Origin of the sequence: Pseudomonas sp. P9_31 (genome assembly GCF_034008235.1) — a bacterium.
Classification (GTDB): domain Bacteria; phylum Pseudomonadota; class Gammaproteobacteria; order Pseudomonadales; family Pseudomonadaceae; genus Aquipseudomonas.
In genome coordinates this window covers 3,363,550-3,383,933 of the sequence record NZ_CP125375.1, presented here as the reverse complement: position 1 = coordinate 3,383,933, position 20,384 = coordinate 3,363,550, and the positions used below count along the sequence as shown (strand labels likewise).

Sequence of the window (20,384 nt, the reverse complement as noted above, 5' to 3'; positions counted from 1 at the left end):
CTAGGGCAGTATTTTCAGGTCGGAAAAACTAAAATATGCCCCCAGTTTTGCCCCCCGTAGCGTGGGATATGCGGGCGATCGAGATTGGCGATCTCTGAGGCGGAGCAGGGTGGTCGTCGATGGCTTTCAGTGTAACTCCTCATCGGATCTGGCGGGAGGGGGCAGGGCTCATCAAGGACCAGCTAATCCGCTCTCGGTCGAGAACAGCAACTCCGATCGGCTGTGTTCGACCTAATATTTGCATCCCTGTAATTGGTTTACTGGGCTTGGAGGCGTCTACGAAACCAAGAGCGATTCAGTTATGCCCTGGCACCATCAATATTTCATCCGTTGATGTGTGGGGGGCCTTTTTTGAAAGTGCGCAACTTCTTGCGCACTTGTTCCGCATATTTGGCTCGATAAATCGCTACAGCCCAAGTAGATCGTGGTCTCCAGCCAAGTGCGCAACTTCTTGCACACTTTTCGATTATTTTCTGCGGATTTATCCCAGCCTTCGCAAGGAAAACGCTCGCAAGCCCCGGTTTATAAGGCCCAAAAAAAGTTGGCATGTAATTTGATGGCAAATGGCCGTCTCTTAGGTGATTTCACCTATGACTCATCCACTGATACAGCAAGGAGCACCTCCCATGGCAACACCAGCGTACATGTCGGTTACCGGCGCATTCACCGCCGACTCCGTTGGCAACACCTACCAGGAAGGTCATGAAGACCAGGTCATGGTTCAGGCTTTTACCCACGACGTGATCATCCCGCGTGACCCACAATCCGGTCAGCCAACCGGTCAGCGTGTGCACAAGCCAGTGGTCATCACCAAGGTCTACGACAAGGCTTCGCCACTGCTGCAAGCAGCGCTGACTTCCGGCGAGCGCATGAGCGAAATCGTTATCCAGTGGTACCGCACTTCGGCTCAAGGTACTCAAGAGCACTACTACACCACCAAACTGGAAGACGCGATCATCGTCGCCATCAACAACAAAATGCACAACTGCCAGGACCCGTCGAACGCCCACTTCACCCACCTGGAAGAAGTGCAGTTCACCTACCGCAAAATCACCTGGACCCACGAAGTATCCGGTACTTCGGGTTCCGATGACTGGCGTGCTCCAGTCGTTTAATCGCGACTGATTGTTGTACCGCCCCGGCCAGTGCGGCTGGCCGGGGCGGCTTTGACCTACAGAATTTTTTGCGTGCGCCACGCTTCATGGAATGGCGCCCGTCGCAGCATTGCGCGAGGAACAAGGGATGTTCTCACCGGCCAATCAGCCTCATTTCAATCTGACCATCGATGGCGCGGACAGCGATTTCCAGGTGCTGTCGTTCACCGGGAAAGAGGCGCTTAACACCCCCTTCGAGTTCGAGTTGGAACTGGTCAGTGAGAAGGCCTCGATCAACCTCGAAAGCCTGCTGCACAAACTTGCATTCCTGCAGCTTTCGCCCAGCGGCACGGGGATTCACGGGCTGATCTACAGCATCGCCCAGGGCGAGGCGGGCAAGCGCCTGACCCGCTACAAAATTTCCCTGCGCCCGCAACTGGCCTACCTCGCGCATCGAGTCAACCAGCGCATCTTCCAGCAGATGACCGTGCAGCAGATCATCAGCAAGGTCTTGGAAGAACACGGCATCCTCGCCAGCGATTACCACTTCCAGCTCAGCGCGATTTATCCCGAGCGCATTTACTGCGTGCAGTACGACGAGTCGGACCTGGATTTTATCCAGCGCCTGTGCGAGGAGGAGGGGATTCACTACCACTTCCAGCACACGTCCAGCGGCCACAAGCTGACCTTCGGCGATGACCAGACAGTGTTCCCGAAACTGGCGCCAGTGGCCTATCAGCAGGACTCCGGACTGGTCGCCGACAAACCAGTGGTCAAGCGCTTCGGTCTGCGTCTGGCCACCCGCACCAGCCGTACCACACGGCGCGATTACGACTTCATCAAGCCGAAGATCGAGCTGGAAAGCGATGCAAAAAGCTCGGCTCAGCCGGATCTGGAAGACTACGACTACCCGGGCCGGTTCGTTGATCGCGACCGTGGCCGGCATCTGGCCAATCGTGCGCTGGAACGCCACCGCAGCGACTATCGTCTGGCCGAGGGCAACAGCGACCAGCCTATCCTGGTCACCGGGCATTTCCTCGCCTTGACCGAGCACGCCAATCCGACGTGGAACGACCTGTGGCTGCTGACCGAGATCTTCCACGAAGGCAAACAGCCGCAGGTGCTCGAAGAGTCGGTGACCAGCGACACCACCGACCTCAAGGACGATTTCCACCAGGGCTACCGCAACCGCTTCAGCGCCATCCCGTGGGACGTGCCTTACCGTCCGCCGCTTGATCACCCGAAACCGAAAGTCCTCGGCACCCAGAGCGCGGTGGTCTGCGGCCCTGAAGGCGAAGAGATCTATTGCGACCAGTACGGCCGGGTGAAGGTGCAGTTCTTCTGGGATCGCGAAGGCAAGCACGACGACATGACCAGTTGCTGGATGCGTGTCGCGTCGAGCTGGGCCGCCGAAACCTTTGGCTCGATCAACATCCCGCGGGTCGGCATGGAGGTGTTGATCACCTTCCTTGAAGGCGATCCCGATCAGCCGCTGATTACCGGTTGCCTGTATCACGGCGCGAATCTGCCACCGTACAAACTGCCGGACTTCAAGACCCTCGCCACGGTCAAGAGCAAGGAATACAAGGGCAGCCGCGCCAACGAACTGCGTATCGACGACACCGCCAGCGAGATCAGCATTGCGCTGCGCAGTGATCACGGTGCCAGTGCGATCAACCTCGGTTATTTGACCCATCCGCGTCCGAGCGGCGGTCAGCCGCGTGGCGAAGGTTTCGAGTTGCGCACCGACCGCCATGGTGCGGTGCGTGCCGGCGCCGGATTGTTGATCACCACTGAGCCGCGTCCAAACGAATCCAAGCACCACAAAGACCTGCCGGAAACCGCCGAGCGCCTCGCCGCTGCGAGCGATCAGCAGGACGGTTTCGCCACTCAGGCTAAAGAGCTTCAGGCTCAGGAGGCCGGCGATCAGGACGACGTCGCCAAGGCCTTGCACGCCCAGCACCAAGGTGTGCTTGGCAGTGGCCCGGCGAACCTCACCGCTAACGAATTTCCCGAGTTCACCGAACCGCATCTGGTGCTCGCCAGCCCGGCCGGCATCGCCCTGACCACGCCGCGCTCCAGCCACATCGCCACCGGCGAACACCTGGCGCTGAGCAGCACCGGCCACACCAGTCTGTCGATCGGCAAACGCCTGCTGGCCAGTGCCAGTCGCGGCATGCGCCTGTTCGTGCAAAGCATGGGCTGGCGTCTGGTCGCGGCCTCCGGCGACATCGACGTACGGGCGCTGAAGGACAGCATCAACTTGCTGGCCAAACTCAACATCACCGCCAACGCCGGCGGCATCACCCACGCCACCAGCGGCCCGTACACCGCACACGCGGCGAATTTCGCCTACACCGGCGCGAAAAGTCTGGCCGGGGTGTTCCCGGAACCGCCGAAACCGGGCAAGGGCAATCTGGAATTGTTCAACCAGTACGCCGGACGTCAGGGCATCAAGGACGGCGATTACGAAGTCATCGATGCGCTGGGCAAAAGCATCAAGGGCAAGCTCGACGGCAAGGGTTTCGCCAGTGTCGCCGGCGCTGCGCCGGGGCCGGCGCGTGTGCTGTTCGGCAAGGATCCGGCGGATACCTGGAGCGATGGCAGTTACATCGGTAAGCCGGAATGGCCGTTGAATCCGCCGGGGGCCGAAGACGTGCCGAGCCAAGTGCAGGCGATGGTCGCACAGGTGTTGCCGAGCAAGAGCTGGGACATGTTGGAGAAGGGTAAGGACATGGCGCAAACAGGGATGAGTGCGATGCAAACGGCGCAGCAGGTTAAGGGTGTGGTGCAGGGCGGTGTAGCCGGGTTGCCGAAGCTGGCGAGTGCGGCAATGCCGAGTGCGTCGGGGATTCTGGGGGCGGCGAGCAAGGCGGGCAATTTGCCGAGCCTGCCTGCACCGAGTCTGCCAAAACCTTCCTTGAAAACCCCGGGCCTGTTGGCGGGTGAGATGCTGTCATGACAACGGAAACGATTTCAGTCAAAGGAGTGACGCAATGAAAGACGCTATTCGTTTGGGGGACTCCACCACCCACGGTGGCAAGGTGCTCGAAGCCTTCTCTCAAACCGACCTCAATGGCAAGCCGATTGCCGGGGTCGGTCACAAGGTCAGTTGCCCGTTGTGCAAGGGGATTTTCCCGATTGCCGAGGGCAGCAGCACCTACACCGTCGATGGCACGCCAATCGCGTTGGATGGCATGAAGACCGCCTGCGGTGCTGTGCTTATTGCCAGTGGCCCGAAAGGCGCGGTTGTTAGTTGAATCACCCAAATTATTGCTTCGGCCTCATGAGGCTGCGATCTCGAATCGCGAACTCGACGAGGACCCGCGCCTTTCAATACATCTTCGAAACTCCAGCCTGTTGGCCGGTAAGACGCTTTCATGACAACTGATATTGCTGTTGCAAACAAACGTGAACCCCAGGTAGCCATCGTTCCACTCAATGCTATCGACATCAAGGATGTCGCAAGCAGTGCAGCGACATTTGATGCATGGCTACAGTCTGCTAGTGGTGGTGTGGTCACGCTTGACCGAATCAAAAACGTTGCCGGAGCACTGCCCGTAGTGGGTAACATCATGGCGTTGGTCGACGCTTTGGGTGACATCGTTACTTTGTCGAATGCGCAGAAACGAGATCTGCTTGCTTGGGCGAGCTTGGGTATCAACCTGATCGGTGTGTTGCCGTTGCCACCGGCGATGGCGGCGGCGCGCATGACTTTGCGTCCAACGCTGTTTCTTGTGCGTCAGGAGATGAAAGCCTCCGGCAAAGTACTGCTTAGTTCATCGGTCATTGAGGTCTTGATAGGGCACTTGAACGAATCCATCGTTGGTACTCTCGATGACTTTGTCGCACAAGCCAAAGGCAAGCTACCCGGTATCTTGGCGGACGCCGGCAAGCTCGGTGAAGACGTCATCAACGAGATTGCCAAAGGCTTGGAAACGGTTGCCAACGGTAAACTCGACGCCAAAGGCGACGCGCAGGCCGCCAGTCAAAAACTCAGCACCGCTGGCGACCAACTTCTGAACGATCCACTCGCGGCGATCGACAATATATTCGGAGCGGCTGCCAGTGCGTATAAGGCTGCAGGCAAGGGCTTGGCCAACAGTGCGGCGGATAATCTGCTACCTGATGATGTGAAGAAACGGGTGGTCACTGAGACAGCAAAACTCCGCGCAATGGGGCCTGAATTACGTAGTCAGTTGAGCAAGCTCGATGATGAGTCAGTTCAGAACTCTATTGGCTGGTTACTGCTGACCCTCTCCACTGCCGTCACTCTTTGGCGTAAACGTAATGCCCACGGCCAGAGTGCGGGCGTTCAACCGGACAAGACCAGTAAGGCGAATCACACCGCCTCAGAGGGCGGCCTAGGCGCCACCGGTCAACAGGCTGCGGCAGCGCATGCGCCCAACCCGGATAAAAACTGCGCTTGCTCCAGCACTCGTCGCAGCATCAATTTTGCTCTGGGTTCTGAAAGCCTCAGCCATACCGATTTCAGCCTTCCGGGTCCTTTTCCTCTTGAGTGGACGCGCACCTACAATTCTCGCCTGGGGGCATTCGACCATAGCGAGCTCGGTGCGCGTTGGATCAGCGAATTCACCACACGATTTGATTGCGTGGATGATGGCCTGACGTTCTACGGCGCTGACGGTCGCGACCACAGTTATCCTTTACCCAAAGTCGGTCTGTTCCACTACGACGCCATTGAGAACGTCACGCTGATTCGTGCCAGCGAAGATCAGTTGTTACTGTGCCGCGGTTTTGAGCGCAAGGATACCTACATACGCCTTGGCCAACGCTATGTGCTGACCAACATTTCGCGGCGCAATGGCGCCGGGGTCATGCTGCATTATGAGCATCGCCATGGCGAGCAGTCGGTACTCTCAGACCTGATCACGTATCAGGAAAACGACATCAGCAAAGTGCATTCGCACCTGGGCACGATGCTTGATGGTCAAGGCCGCTTGGTCGGTATCTGGGAAATTCGTGACGGCGTACCGCATCGCCAATTGTGCGCCTATCAGTACGACGCTTATGGCGATTTGACTCAGGGGCAAGATGAGAACGGTTCGGCCTGGTCGTATCAGTATCAGCATCACCTGGTCACTCGTTACACCGACCGTACCGGCCGAGGTATGAACCTTGAGTGGGACGGGCAGGGCTCCAACGCGAAAGCCATCCGTGAATGGGCCGATGATGGCAGTTTCGACACGCGTTTGGAGTGGGACGAGAACATTCGTCTGACCTACGTCACCGATGCCCACGGCAACGAAACTTGGCACTACTACGACATCCTTGGCTACACCTACCGCATTCGCCATGCTGACGGACGCTCGGAATGGCTTTTCCGTGACGACGCAAAAAACGTCGTGCGCCACGTACAAGCCGATGGCAGCACCAACCGTTACCGTTATGACGATCGCGGTAATTTGCTTGAGCATACCCGCGCCGATCATACCGTCATGCATTACGCCTATGACGACCAGGATAAGCTGATCAAGATCAGTGATGCCGAGGGTGGCCAGTGGCAAAGGGCTTATGACGACATGGGCAATCTAGTCGAAGCCATCGACCCACTGGGGAACAAAACCGAATACGCCTACAACAAGTCAGGTCTGCCTACGGCGATCAAAGATGCCAACGGCAACGAAAAGACCTTGGGCTACAACGATTCCGGGCAAGTAGTTGAATACGTTGATTGCTCAGGCAAGACCAGCGCCTGGGAGTACAACGAATTTGGGCAGATGATCTGCTTTACTGACGCTGCCGGAAACGCCACCGAATACGATTACAAGGCCGGGCAAGTGGTGCTGATCAAGCACCCGGACAAGACTGAGGAGCGTTTTGAGCGCGACGCTGAAGGTCGTTTGCTGGCCCATGTTGATGGACTGGATCGCTGCACGACATGGAGCTACAACGCTGCTGGTCTGATTGCCGAACGCGTCGACGCCGCTGAGCAAACCTTGCGCTATCGCTGGGACCGTCTCGGTCGGTTAACGGCCCTGGAAAACGAAAACGAGCAACGCGCGCATTTTAATTACGACCCGGTCGGTCGCATTCTGGAAGAAAGCGGCTTTGATGGGCGGAGCACACGCTATCAGTACGACCCTGTCACGGGGCGCTTGGCACAATCGGTCAATGGCGAACGTGTGATTTCGATGAGCTTTGACCCGATGGGGCGCTTGACTGAACGTTGCGCTACTTTGGGGGAAAAATCACAAGTCGAGAACTTCGCTTACGATGGTAACGGTCGTTTGGTATTGGCCAAGAACACCGACAGTCTGCTGCATTGGTTCCATGACTCAGCGGGTAATTTGCTGCGCGAACACCAGCATTACCTCGGTCTTGAAAAAGCCACTGTCGCGATTTGGCAGCATGAGTACGACTTGCTCAACCAGCGTGTAGCCACCATTCGCCCGGACGGGCATCGCGTCAGTTGGCTCACTTACGGCAGCGGTCACTTGTTGGGCATGCGCCTGGATGAGCACGAACTGGTCGGCTATGAGCGAGATGATTTACACCGCGAAATTGCCCGTCATCAAGGTAACCATCTACTGCAGACCCAAAGCTGGGACCCGGCAGGGCGCTTGCAGGAACAGGTTTTGGGGCGCAGCGATGACAAATCTACCCTGCTCAAGCGCGAGTACAAATACGATGCTGTAGGCCAACTGACCGACATCAATGATAGCCGCCGTGGCCCTCTGACTTATCGTTATGATCCGGTCGGTCGTCTGCTTAGCGCGACTACACGTCAAGGCGTAGAAACGTTCGCTTTTGACCCGGCAGGTAACCTACTTGACGAAAAAACGAATGAAATTCGCCGTCCACTGGATTTAACGCCACCGCGAAGCAAGCTAGTCGACAACCTGCTGCGTGAGTACGCTGGCACCCACTACGATTATGACGAGCGCGGCAACCAGATCCAGCGTTGGCATAACGGTCAGCGCAGTGACCTGCAATGGGATCTGTTTGATCGGTTGGTGCATTTCGAGGACTCAAGATTATCCGTCGATTTTGCTTACGACGCCTTGGGGCGGCGCCTGCGCAAAAACTCCCTTGCACACTACAAACAGCGTCCGGAAGCTGGTTCGCTCTGGAACCGTAATGAGCATGCTCGCAAACAGCGAGAACTGGGTTGCGGTTTCACCTTGTATGGGTGGGACGGCGACAACCTCGCCTGGGAAAGTAGCTCAGCGCAGGCCGATGGTGAACCGGGTCGAACGGTTCACTACATATTCGAACCAGGCACCTTCGTCCCGGTCGCTCAAGCTGTGCGCCACGCACCGATCAACCTCATGGGCCAGCCGGACTACAGTGGTGAATACAGCCTTGATGAAGATCCGCTGTGGAATCACAAGGCTAGCGCGTTACCGTTTGATGCGTTGGCTTGGTATCAGTGCGATCACTTAGGTACGCCCCAAGAACTGACTGACTATCAAGGCAGCGTGGCTTGGGCTGCGCAATACAAGGCATGGGGGCAGGCGACGGAACAGCACTCAGGATGGGCGCGGCAGAATGGGGTGATGAACCCTATACGCTTCCAGGGCCAATATCATGATCATGAGACGGGACTGCATTACAACCGACATCGGTACTATGACCCCACGGTAGGGCGGTTCATCAGTAAGGATCCGCTCAGTTACGATGCCGGGTTGAACCTTTATCAGTACGCACCGAATCCGACAGGTTGGACCGATGCTTTGGGACTGTCTCGAAAAGGCACTACATCTGGCTCCAAAAAAACCAACACTGCCGAGGGTGCAGCAGACGCAGCGGTAGCAGGAGGGAAAACATCTGGGGCGGCATCTGAGTTTCGCCAAGGAGACCACGTTATTACGGGTGTAAGCGGTGAAGAAGTGCCGCATAATTCCCAGGTAACGGCGGGGCTGATGGGTACGCCAGCAGATAAACGCGCCCAATGGCACGGCGGATGCGCAGAGGTGGTTTGCTTGGATAAAGCTATGAATGCAGGCATTGATCCTGCTGGAGGAACCATTCGGACCGTTAATATTGGTGGTTCCGGAAATGGTCATGGCACAAACAAGGCTCCTTGCTCCTCGTGTGCCGACCTTTTACAACATTTCAAGGTTAACGTCGTATGAATCAAATTGATTTTAAGAAATATAACGTTGGCGCGATTATTCGGCCATCTGACAATCGCGAAGCGCTTAAGCAACAGATCGGATTTTTGGTCAAGGTTGTGGATGCATTGGGTATCAAATTCTCTGATTGTGAGAATGATCCTTTGCGTCTTGCAAAAGACTATGTAAATGGCAAGATCCCAATTGAAGCCTGTAAGGCCGAGGCTTCGGTTTGGTGGGCGAAAATCGATGAGAAAGGCGCAATACGTGACTTTCAAGATAAGGACGTATTACTGGCGCGGCTAGCTATCTGCCTGCTGTCAAATGATGAAGATGATGTTTCTGTAATGGGAGATAATCTTTCATGGTTTTTTGAGGTGCTGGGATTCTTGAAAGTGGATATGATGACGCCAATGAGAATGATGATTGAGTATTTTGATTTTAAATAAAATTTAAGATCGCCAAGAACCGAGCATGCAATGAAGCTGGGAAGCGGAGTTCATTGCTGAAGCGAAAGGAGAGAGAAGGGCAGTGGTGCCAGTTGGCCATAATTGAAACTTCGCTTCAAAGACTGTCTGGAACGTTTCGAGATCTTTCGTACGTCTCTCAGGGAAGATACGAGACCACGGATGTTCCTGGCAGCTTGCAGCGCATGAGCGCTGCCGGATTTCAGCCATGATTGGACACACCTTCTTTAAAAGGCAAGCTAGTGTGATGCGCCATTGCGCTTTAAGCTGCGCGCCCTTTTAAGGGGCGTTAGATGCAAGGGTCGCTGAAATACAAACTGGTTTCATTGCTGGCCTTACCACTGCTAAGTGCTTGCTCATCACTTGGATCACTGGGCGTTGGGTGCACTGCGCCAGAGCTCCAGGTGGCACCGTGAACTGCGACCAGCTCTCATCTGGTTAGAGTTGAACTTCCATTGAATGTCGTCGATGATCTGTTCTCTGATTTCGATAGGGCTATGCGGAATCTCACTCATATTGCGCTCTCGGATGATTGGTTCTTGCATAAAAATGACTGGGGGGCGGAAAGTAAGAAATTCATAGATAAATATAAGGAAAGTAAAACGCTTGATTCTAATGAATGCGACGGTTCGCCGGGTAAATGTAGCGAAGCGGAGTAGCTCTCGACGACTCGATGCGTTTCGGTTGTTTTTACGGGGTAGGGTCGAGGGTTCATATCTCCCTCAGTCCACCCATCCTCATCAATAGCCTGCTTGGCCTCAGGCTGGGGGCATCCTTTTCAAACCATCCAAAGCATGCCCTCAAATATGCCCCCAATGTAGCAATCCACTGGAAGTGAATGGAGCTCCATGGTTTGTGGAAAGGCAGAAATGATCAGCCGAACAGCCTGCCAGACGACGCCTAAAGACTCTCAGGGTCGCCGAAAAACATTTTGACTTGGCTCTAGGACGGTTATTTCAGGTCGAAAAAAAAGAGTTGTGCCCCCATTTGTGCCCCCACTTGCATCGGCTGTGCTAGCGATCGTGAATGGCGATTCCTGATAAACACCAGTGTGGCTTTGGCTAGCTTTCAGTGTACGCCCTGAAGTCAGTATTTAATGTTCTTGTGACAGTCCTCATCCTGCCTCGGCGTTGCGTTGCAGTATTTTTATGCTGCAATGCGTCGGCAGCAGCCTTCCATCTGCGTGCAATCGATTTGTTTCTTGTTTCGGATGTGTACCAGGGTCATGCGGGGCTGCCACCGTTTGTGCTGACGCTGGACAACGCCGAGGGCTACTTCAACCCGTCCTCGGTTATTCGCAACTCCGCCAAGCATGGTGTGAAGGCTTTGTACGAATTGCCCAAGATCAAGAAAAAATATCCAGCGTTCCTGGAAGATAACGCCCCTGACCCGGCGCAATTTTTCCTCAGGGACACACCGGCGCCCGTGTACCAGGGTGGCCAATGATGGGAAGGAATCCAGCGCTCGACACCGTAAAGAACGTGCTCAACCAACAGCGCGTGCGTATTTCGTTTGATATTGATGACACCCTGGCCTGCCAGCCGCACCACAGCGCCGCTGAAGACAGCAAGCTGCCGGAATGTGTGCACCGTTGGCTGGGTGAGCCGTTGCGCAATGGCCATGCGCTGGCTGCACGCGGGTTGTCGAACGCGCCTTCGAAGCTGCCGACCGCCTTTGATATCGACCTGCACGTGGACGACTCCGAAGGCGTGCAAATCGAAGGTTACGACCACGGTTTTCGTGTGGTTGTCGTGCGTCCGGATGATGAACAATGGGCGCACAAAGTCCTGGAAGCCGTCGCCCGGGCGCAAGCGCAACTTGCCTGGCAACAGCGACCGCGCCGGCACAAGGTGCCTGCGCCGGTCTATTCGGGAATCACCCTTAACGGCTGAGGGTTTCCAGGAACTGTGTGTGTTGCAGCACCTGGGAAAACATCGGCAGCGTGAATTGCTCGGCGGCCTGCTGCTGTTCGCTGGTGAAGGTTGCCGTGCAGTCGGACAAGGTGACCACGTTGTAGCCCTTCTCGTAGCCTGAACGCACTGTGCCTTCGACGCAGCAATTGGTCAGAAAACCTGCCACCACCAGGTTCTGGATGCCGTTGTTGCGCAGCACCAGGTCCAGCCCCGTCGTCGCAAAACCATCCAGCCCACGCTTGCCCTCCACCAGGATATCGCCGGCCTCACGGCCCACAGCCTCGGTGATCTCGGCCCCCCAACTGCCGGTGCGAAAAGCACTGCCATCAGCCACACCCTTCAATATTCCATAGTCGCGCGTGGTCAGCTCCGGGTAACCCTCGGCGAACTGGATCGGCAAATGGATGATCTTCACGCCCAGCTTGCGCGCCTGCTGCACCGTGGTTGCAGTGTTGGCCAGTATGTCGCCAATACGCATGACGTCTTTGACCGCATCATGAAACACCCCGCCGGGTGTGGTGAAGTCGTTCTGGAACTCGATCAGGACAAGGGCGGTGCTGTGTGGGTTCATCGTGGACCTCCGATCAGTGGGTAGGTATCTACACAACTTTGAGTGTTACGCCGGACCTGTGGGAGCGGCGGTGCGACGATTCGACTTGCTCGCGAAGGCGGCCCATCATGCTACTAGGTTTTCTTGGGTGTACATCGCTCTCATGTGGGAGCTGGCTTGCCTGCGATAGCTGTGTGTATGGCGCTGGAGCTTTTTGGTCGGAGTACATATCCGTTATTTAGGTGATGGCTGATATGGGTTCCGTCCTTACGGCGGCTCACTTTTGAGAAGCGCAAAAGTAAGCAAATGCTCTTGCCCCACCACTCGGCACCTCGCCTAGCCTGCGTTCGGCCAGCGTGGTTAACGGGGCGCCTAAGATCAAAAGCCAAATCAAAAGCCAGGGCTTCGGGATTGGTCAGGTCCAATTGTTGTGTAGATACCTATGCCGATCAATGGGCCGATCAATGGGTTAAAACACGTGGCTACCAGCCACCGGGAAACCATTGCCGGGCGAGCTGCACCGTTACGCGCAAGGTGTGCTGGCTTTGTTCGCACGCAAGCGCCTGTTCTTCAGGCGACGCCGGTTTGCTCCACTTTGGCTGGGTTGCCAAGCGCTGTGCATAGCTAGCTTTAAACGCAGGGCTGGCCTCGCCAGTCAGCCGCATCGCTTTAGCATAGTCCGCCTCGAGATCTTCGGGCAGCGAACCACAGGCCAGTTTGGCTTGCTGATAGCGCACGGCGTACATGAAGCCATCGGTGGGGGCTTCGTCGTAGGTGTAGCGGGAGGGTTCTGCAGCCATGGCAGTACCGGTGAAGAATAGGGCGATGAGGAGGGGGCGTCCGTGCATGGGCGGGGAAAGTCTCGGGTGGTTGACGGTGCGTTTGACCTAAACACGAGTTGTATAGCATTGAACAGGTCACTCGTTAACTATACGTGCCCGGCTTGAATTGCAGCGACCAAGGCAATGGGCCATCATTGTTGGCCGCTACGAGCCATTCTTCGTATGCAGTTCGGATTTATAGGGTGTAAGAAATGTTTAGGCGTCTCATGGACTTGAGCAAGCGGTTGCGCAAGGATTTTGCTGCTGTAGCGGTTTCCAAGGAACAGGTTCTGCACTCGATGGAGGTCGACCCTCAGGCAGGACCCGTCGGGAGTTTGCCCGCGAATGTGCTGGACTACTGGCACAGAGCGCTGATTGCCGATGACTTGGGTGGCCTGCAAGCCACCGATGTCCGCATCCCGGTGACAAATTTCGCGGGGCTGGCCTGGCCCAACTTCAATCTCGGTTTCGGCAAGCGTCGGGCGCTGGCACTGGGCATTCTCACTGAGCGTGCCGCAGAGGCCCGGCGAAAACAGCAAGCGCAGGCACTTGAGGCCTCAGAGGACGACGCAGAGGGTGCGCAGGAGGCGGACGAGCCGGATGACGATCCGCGTATTCCCATGGCGCTGGTGTTCCATCAAACCACCTCATCAAGCAATGAGGTCCAGGTCACGTGGCCCGACCCGGATAAAAAGCCTGCGCCGGGCGCGAAAAAAAAACGCCTCAAGCCCGACCGGCTGAATATCGCGTTCTGGTTTCCTTTCGACCTGAACGACAAAAACCAAATATGCCTACCACGCGATCCCAACGATTGCCGACCGCGTGTGGTCCGCCAATGGCTTGAACCGCAGCCATTGATGGCGGCCAACGACCTGCCGCCGGCCATTGGCCACTTCGATTGCTATCGCGACGAGCTCAAGCTATTTTTCGCGACGTTGAGCCAAAGCGCCAATTTGAGCGGTTATGTCGACGCCTGTTTTGCCTTGTTCGCCCACGTTCAAGCGGATGGGGTTGAGATGGGAATGGCGCCGATCACGGGGCAATGGGTTGCGGTGCCGCGACAGCCTGGCTATGCAACACGTGCGCTCGCCAACATCTATGAAGCGATCCCCAATGCGCCGTCCATCGGCGCACTGGAGCAGCTCATAGGCGCCGGACGACACCGTTCGGCTGTCCAGGCAGGCGGCATGGCAGCGCCGCAGGTGACGATCCGGCACGTGGCCATGGTCGATAAGGCCACACACCTCGACAAGCCAGACGTCAATCGCGGCGCAGACCCCTTGAACGAATCGCAGCGCCGCGCATTGCACGCCCTCGGCCGGTTGGGTGAGCAGGTCGGGGTGGTTGCGGTCAGTGGGCCGCCGGGCACCGGGAAGACGGCCATGCTGCGTGCGATGATCGCCAACCAATGGGTGTTGGCGGCTTATGATAACCGCGAACATTGCCCCGTCACGTTTGTGTGCGGGGCGACCAACCAGAGTGTCGAGAATGTGATGGGCACGTTCAACGGTGCCGTAGGCAGGAAGCATGCCCTGGCACGTCGTTGGTTGGACCCTACGGGCAAGCCACTATTGGGTTTCACCGCCAGCGCACCGTCCAAGGCCAAGGGGAAAACCCATCGCAGCAAGTTCACCACGCTTGAGATCCGGCAAAAGCAGTTGCGCATCTTGGGCGTCGGGTCCTCCAGCCTCAAGCAATCGTACGAAGACGGTGTTGCGGCAGCCCTTGCTTTGGCGCGGCACTTTGAAGATGCCTTCCGCGAGCTGCCAGAGTTGTTCAATGCGTTGTTTAGCGTTGAGCAGAAACATCAGGTCAGTGATGCCACGCGTTTTATCTATCTCATGCAGAAGAGTGCTTCGACAACGCCTACGGCGTCGACCCTCTGCGAGCACCTGAACACGCTGACCCAGGTATTGCGCAGTGGGTTGGCCTCGGCAATCGAGCGCCAGGCTGACATCGACGCGTTGATCGAGCCCGGTGAACTGGCTGCGCGCTTTCCCAGTGAGGCATGGGCATCTTCCTGGGCCATCGACATCCTCGCGGATTTGCGTGTGGCGGCAACCCCCGAGGCGCGCCAGGCGCAGCAGCAGAAATTGCTGGACGTGGTGTGGCGGCCGATTATTTTCCAGTTGGCCGCGCGTTACTGGGAGACGCGTTGGCTGGCCAGTGTGATCGCAACCCCCGAGCCTGGCAGCCGAAAGAACGCACTCAGGCACGCAGCCATGCTGTTTCCGTGCATTGTCGCCACCTTGCATAGCGCCCCACGGTTACTGGGAGAGGGCCGTAGGCCGCTGTTCGCGTTCCTGGATTTACTGATTATCGATGAGGCGGGGCAAGCTGCGCCGGAGCTGGGTGTGCCGGTGCTTAGCCTGGCTAAAAAAGCCGTGGTGGTCGGCGATATGAAGCAGCTCTCCCCCGTGTCTTCGGTAACACCCGAGGTCGATGCGCGCCAGGTGCAGGACCGTTGGGCCGATCCGTCGTCTTTGGGCGCCTTGCTCGTGCGTGGCGCGGACTCCGCCACGGGTTCAATCATGAAGCTTGCCGCAACCGGGGCATCGTTTGCCGAGGCCATGCCGGACGGACGGCTACGGGACGGGCTGCTCCTGCGTGAGCACTACCGTTGTGCAGAGTCGATCATCAATGTGTGTATCGATTTGCTGTACCACGATCACGACCGTGATGCCGAGGGCGGCTTGCTCAGCAAAGAGTTGGAACCCAAAGTGCCCAACCCGCTGGCAGGACTGTTCGCGGATGCCGAGTTGCCCTTGCTCGAGGGCGAAGCTGAAATGCAGTTGCGCAAACGCATGAAGGCAACGTTCCCGCTACCGCCGCTCGGGTTCTATCAGACCGGTGGCCCGAACGATGAGCCCTGCAAAGGCGACTCATGGTCCAACCCTGGAGAAGCCAAGGCCATCGTGGACTGGCTTAAAGAGCACGGACCGCGCCTGGCGAAGTGGGCCGCCAGGGTCGAAGGCCACCCGGAGCAGCCGATAGGGTTGGAAAAACTTGTCGCGGTCGTCACGCCATTTCGAGGCCAGGTCGAAGCGATAAAGCGTCGGGTGCGCGAAGAACTCGACCCTGATGACGCTGACCTGAGTGAGCGTTTGACCATCGGCACGGTTCATACCCTTCAAGGGGCGGAGAAACCTGTGGTGTTGTTCAGTGCCGTGAATCGGGAAAGCCGCGCCAGCCGTCGAACCGATACCAATCATCGTGAGCGGGTGTTTATCGATCGTGACGATGGGCGCCTGCTCAACGTAGCGATCAGTCGTGCGCAGAAAAGCTTCATTATGTTTGGCCATTCCGATCTGTTTTTTTCCCAGCAGGCGATGGACCCGCACAATGATTTGCCTTCGGCTGTGGTTGGACGATGCTTGGCCGGTGTGCGTGAGCCAGAGCATGAGCGGCTCACCTGCGCTCCGCGGGTGCCAGCGTGCAAGCTCGGTCCCGCCACGCTGATGGTTGTCGAATCCTTGCACAAGGCGAAAATCATTCAAGAACTGGTACCTGGCGGTGCTCAGGTGTTCGGCTGTGGCGGTCATATTCGTGACCTCCCAGGCCCCGGTGCGATCAGTTGGCGTGATGGGCTCAAACCGCACTGGCAATTGAGCGAGCGCGAGGGCAGTGACCTGGCGGCGTCCCTACGCAATACCGGCAGCCGTTTACTGCAATGCACTGAGCTGGTGTTGGGGACGGACGATGATGCCCAAGGCGAAGCGATCGCCTGGCACATGATCCAGGTACTCAAGGAAGCACCGTGGTTCATGCATATCCAGAGGGTGCGTCGGGTAAGGTTTTATGCATTGACCACCCCCGAAATGGCCCGATCATTTGAGGAGGGTCGGTGTGTACAGGTCGAGGGCGCTACCGCCGACGAGCGAGCTGGCAGCGCTTGCCGGGCCTTGAATATGGGCTTGGCATATGGAGCCATTGCCCAGCGGGTGCTGGACAACCTCATCGGCTCGGTCTACATGCGTCACGGTATTGTCGGGGGCGGACGGGTCAAAGGGCCCTTGCTCAGGGTACTGGCGGGCCATGGTGACTCCCCGGGGTTACCCGGTAAACGGTTGGGTGTCGCGATAAACCTGAAAGTGAACGATACCCTCGTGCCGGCTCGCTTGATGGTGCGGCGCGGCAGCGAAGCCTGGCGCGCGTGGGGCAGTGACCGCACAGAGAGCGTTCACACCTTGATCGACCAACTGAGCGACGCGGTGGTTTCACCGACACCTTGCCTGCTCGAGCATGAGGACTTGCTGCTGGCACCTGCTCAAAGCCTGGGCACTAACCTGATCCTGCAAGAGGCGTTCAGGCGATTTGGCTGGATGCCGTCGAGCACCATGAGCACGTTGCAAAAACTGTATGAGATGCGCGAGGGGCAGGACGAGCCCGAGTCAGCACCGAACGACAATGGTTGGGCTGCATTGGATGCGCAGGGGCGCCTGTTCCTGACCGAGTCCGGACGGCGCCAGGCAGATAAGGTGCTGAACAACCCTTGGCTGAACACAATCAGCGCCAATGCGTTGTTGATGGCCTTCGACGATGCGCTGACTCACCTGTCCCAATTGCCGGATGCAGGGGAGGCGGACTACCTTGCGTTCGTGCACACCTGGGCGGCGCAGTTTGATGATCAGTGCGGCGCGCAGCCGGTTGCGGGCCCCCATGCACCAACGGTCGATGCGCAAGGCGCTGAGGTCGCGCTGTTTTCCCTGCAGCCCGCCGTCGAGCTGAATACGTGGGGCGCGCCTGCCGGTTCGCCTTCACCCGCTGAGGCCGAGCAGCACGATGATGATCCCGCGCCTGGCGCGCAAGCCCACCCGGTTTCGGACGGCGGCCGCAGCGGTGCCCACGGAGCACTGGTGCCTCTGGACATCAGCCTGGAGGGCGACAGCCCCAAGATGGCCGCGCTTACCCCGAGGCAGCGGCAACTTTACGACCTGATGTCCAAACTGATGTTGGCCTCTTCCCTGCGAGATGGACAGTTTCAGACTGTACGCCGGATTTACCCCCTGACGTGGCCGGGTAAACCGGCTGTCCGGCAGGTTGAAATTGGTGTCGAGGTGATAACAGGCAAGCCGGGCAGCTACCCAGGTTGGTTTGCGCTGGACCCCGATGGCCTGCACCAGCACACGCGCAATTGGGCGTCGGCAGAGATGGAGGCAGTGCTCGATGAGCAAAGCCCTCGCTTGCAAGTGATAGTGCAAGACCACGGCATACGCACCCGCTCGCTGCTTGAGCCGACAGTCGATCATTTATTGGCGTGGATGCAAGCGCGTGGACACGGTAGGCCCTCGACATTCGGCAAGCACATCGATGATCTGGTACGTGGCAATACGTCGAACACGCGCGCGGAGGGCACTGCCGATGAATAGCAGTTTTGCCACCATGACCCTGATGCGAAACGCCTATGAGGCCGCATTGCGCGACCCCTCGGACGCAGTTGCCCAGGCAGCGTTCGTCGCTGCGCACCAAGCGCAACAGCACACGTTCGTTGACTCATTCGACGTCGCGGGCATTACCTACCCGCGTACTGATGGGCACACACTGAGTGAGCGTGAAGCGCGCGAGGTGATTTCCAGAATCCTGTCCAACCCGGCGTACAGTGTATCGGACCTGCGGCCCAGCGTCATTGAAGCGGCCTACCCGCTACAGGCAGACGTGCTGCGTGCGGAAATCGAAGCCGCGGTCGCGTTGGCCAATAAAATCAATGGGCTCGACTGGCGCACCGACGCGCTCGATGCCAGCACCAAGCAAGCGATGCGTGAACTGCTACGCATGCCCACCTTGGCGGGCGGCTACAAAATCATTTCCCAGGTCAAGTCCGCGGCCAACGCCCAGGTGTTGAATATCTACCGTGGCTACGATGCCGATCACTTGATCCCCGACAAGGCACTGCGAGGGTCACTGCACAGGGGGCAGTCTTTCAGCCTTGACCAGAGCTACGCGACGTTTATGCAGGATTCACAGAACAGAGGATCGCAGCATAAATTTGTGACGGACGCCCAGAAACACACACGCAAACGGCTGCGCGGCGATCCGACACTGCCCGCGAAAAACCCAACGACTGGCGAGTACCTGGAGCATGTGCTTGAGTGGATGACCCATGTCTATACCACCGCGGATCTGGGTGTGGATGTGGCCGTCAGGAACAGTGGCCTTGCCAACTCGGATGAATTCAAACGTTTCAACGTCAAAGGTTTTGCCTTGGCGCAGGCAGGATTCATGACGTGGAATGAACGCAAAAGTGTCGGCCGCGCTGTCGCCATGGTGCTCCTGATTGAGGCGCGTGAGTTTTACACGGCGGCCGGCTGGCCCATGGACAGGGAGTTGCCTTTGTTCTACGACGTACCTTCTACAGTGACCCAACAACCGGTGCCTGTGACATGAGCGACAACATAAACCCATCAACACCCGCCCATGGCACCCGGCGCTACCAGCTTGCCGACCTGACAATGGCCGCCGGGGTGCCCTGGTTTGCCGTACACGTGTCGGACGAAAGCGGTCATACATCGTCCTGGATTATCAGGGGGGAACTGGACGGTGAGCATTTACGCCTGCAACCACAGGTTTGGGTGCCAGATGCCATCCAGGCCATCGTCAGTGATAGTGACGGCCAAGTCTGGGCGATCACTAGCGAAGATGAGCTGATCACCAACACCGACCTTGGACAGGTGGCTGGATGGCGGCAGGTTACGCCCCATCCACAGCTCAACGCGCGCGATGAGTGGTACTCCCGCACACTGGGTTATGTGGCCACGGATGGCCAGAACGTCGAGCTTGCTGAATGCCTGTGTTGGGCGAGCGATGGCTTGTTGATCGGTACGTTCAGCCGCCGGTTGTATCGTTGGACATCGGGCCATGTTGCTCGCCTTGAACACGACGATCACGTTGTCGGAACGCTGGGTGGTGTCAACAACATTGTCCAGACGCAAGACGCAATATACGCGCTGGGGTATGCGGGCCTGATCCTGCGTCGGCCGGTGGGCGGGACCTGGCAGCGAATTGATGGACCATGGCCGACTGAGGCCGGCGCGTTCATCAATATGATTGCCGGTGTCGAAGGTCCGAGAGGGGAATTGTGGGCCATTGCGGCGGGCGGTTCGGTCGTCAGCGTTGCGGGTGACGTGACCCGCACCATTGCACAAGTACCCGGTGAGCCTCTGGGCATCACCCGGTTCCAGCGCCAGTGGTTCGTGTCGACCCTCGACGGTTGCTACGAACTACCGGGGGATGGTGACACGGTCCTGATCAAACGCGATATTTTGATGGGTAAAGCGATTGATGTCGGGAACTGCCTGATTGCCGTCGATGCCGAGCCACAACACGCCGATCACGCGCAGGTCCACCTGTGGTTGCGCACCAGAAACCGCGATGCTTGGCTGCGCCCAATCATTTGCCGGGCCTGATTGAGGCGTTAAGGCGCAAGCGCGCGGGGATACGGGCTTGCTTTCGAGGCGCAAGCCC

General features: G+C 57.7%; 11 protein-coding genes and 1 pseudogene. 10 read left to right on the top strand and 2 right to left on the bottom strand.

Features of this window, described 5'->3' with window-relative positions; genetic code table 11:
* The first annotated feature begins 626 nt into the window (after window positions 1–626).
* The 7 genes and pseudogenes from QMK51_RS14775 (at window position 627) to QMK51_RS14745 (ending at window position 11,531) form a co-directional block, all read left to right on the top strand.
* Window positions 627–1,115 (top strand): Hcp family type VI secretion system effector, encoded by a 489-nt coding sequence (locus QMK51_RS14775; protein WP_320390685.1) that lies wholly within the window; start codon window positions 627–629, stop codon window positions 1,113–1,115.
* A 127-nt stretch (window positions 1,116–1,242) separates the two neighbouring features.
* Window positions 1,243–4,056, top strand: a complete 2,814-nt coding sequence (locus tag QMK51_RS14770; protein ID WP_320390684.1) for a type VI secretion system tip protein VgrG — start codon at window positions 1,243–1,245, stop codon at window positions 4,054–4,056.
* Between the two features lie 34 nt (window positions 4,057–4,090).
* Complete coding sequence (locus tag QMK51_RS14765) at window positions 4,091–4,354, top strand: PAAR domain-containing protein (RefSeq protein WP_258695896.1); 264 nt, start codon at window positions 4,091–4,093, stop codon at window positions 4,352–4,354.
* 120 nt (window positions 4,355–4,474) lie between these two features.
* Window positions 4,475–9,193: an RHS repeat-associated core domain-containing protein gene (locus QMK51_RS14760; protein ID WP_320390683.1), complete on the top strand. Its 4,719-nt coding sequence runs from the start codon at window positions 4,475–4,477 to the stop codon at window positions 9,191–9,193.
* Window positions 9,190–9,621, top strand: coding sequence for a hypothetical protein (locus QMK51_RS14755; RefSeq protein ID WP_258695894.1), 432 nt, complete (start codon window positions 9,190–9,192; stop codon window positions 9,619–9,621). The genes QMK51_RS14760 and QMK51_RS14755 overlap by 4 nt, the downstream gene beginning before the upstream one ends.
* Window positions 9,622–10,866: 1,245 nt before the next feature.
* Window positions 10,867–11,085, top strand: a pseudogene (locus QMK51_RS14750) (hypothetical protein); the annotation flags it as partial.
* Window positions 11,085–11,531 (top strand): hypothetical protein, encoded by a 447-nt coding sequence (locus QMK51_RS14745; RefSeq protein ID WP_320390682.1) that lies wholly within the window; start codon window positions 11,085–11,087, stop codon window positions 11,529–11,531. The pseudogene QMK51_RS14750 and the gene QMK51_RS14745, both read left to right, overlap by 1 nt.
* On the opposite strand, the gene QMK51_RS14740 is transcribed toward QMK51_RS14745, so the two are convergent.
* Window positions 11,521–12,123: a cysteine hydrolase gene (locus tag QMK51_RS14740; protein ID WP_071488379.1), complete on the bottom strand. Its 603-nt coding sequence runs from the start codon at window positions 12,121–12,123 to the stop codon at window positions 11,521–11,523. The genes QMK51_RS14745 and QMK51_RS14740 overlap by 11 nt on opposite strands.
* A 461-nt stretch (window positions 12,124–12,584) precedes the next feature.
* Window positions 12,585–12,902, bottom strand: a complete 318-nt coding sequence (locus QMK51_RS14735) for a hypothetical protein (RefSeq protein ID WP_057010989.1) — start codon at window positions 12,900–12,902, stop codon at window positions 12,585–12,587.
* 233 nt (window positions 12,903–13,135) lie between these two features.
* Between QMK51_RS14735 and QMK51_RS14730 the strand changes: the two genes are divergently transcribed.
* Genes QMK51_RS14730 through QMK51_RS14720 form a run of 3 tightly spaced genes read left to right on the top strand, consistent with a single transcriptional unit; the run spans window position 13,136 to window position 20,326 of the window.
* Window positions 13,136–18,292: an AAA domain-containing protein gene (locus tag QMK51_RS14730; protein ID WP_320390681.1), complete on the top strand. Its 5,157-nt coding sequence runs from the start codon at window positions 13,136–13,138 to the stop codon at window positions 18,290–18,292.
* On the top strand, window positions 18,285–19,307 hold the full coding sequence (locus QMK51_RS14725) for a hypothetical protein (protein ID WP_320390680.1): 1,023 nt from the start codon (window positions 18,285–18,287) through the stop codon (window positions 19,305–19,307). Before QMK51_RS14730 ends, QMK51_RS14725 begins: the two co-directional genes overlap by 8 nt.
* Window positions 19,304–20,326: a hypothetical protein gene (locus QMK51_RS14720; protein WP_320390679.1), complete on the top strand. Its 1,023-nt coding sequence runs from the start codon at window positions 19,304–19,306 to the stop codon at window positions 20,324–20,326. Before QMK51_RS14725 ends, QMK51_RS14720 begins: the two co-directional genes overlap by 4 nt.
* Window positions 20,327–20,384 lie beyond the last annotated feature (58 nt).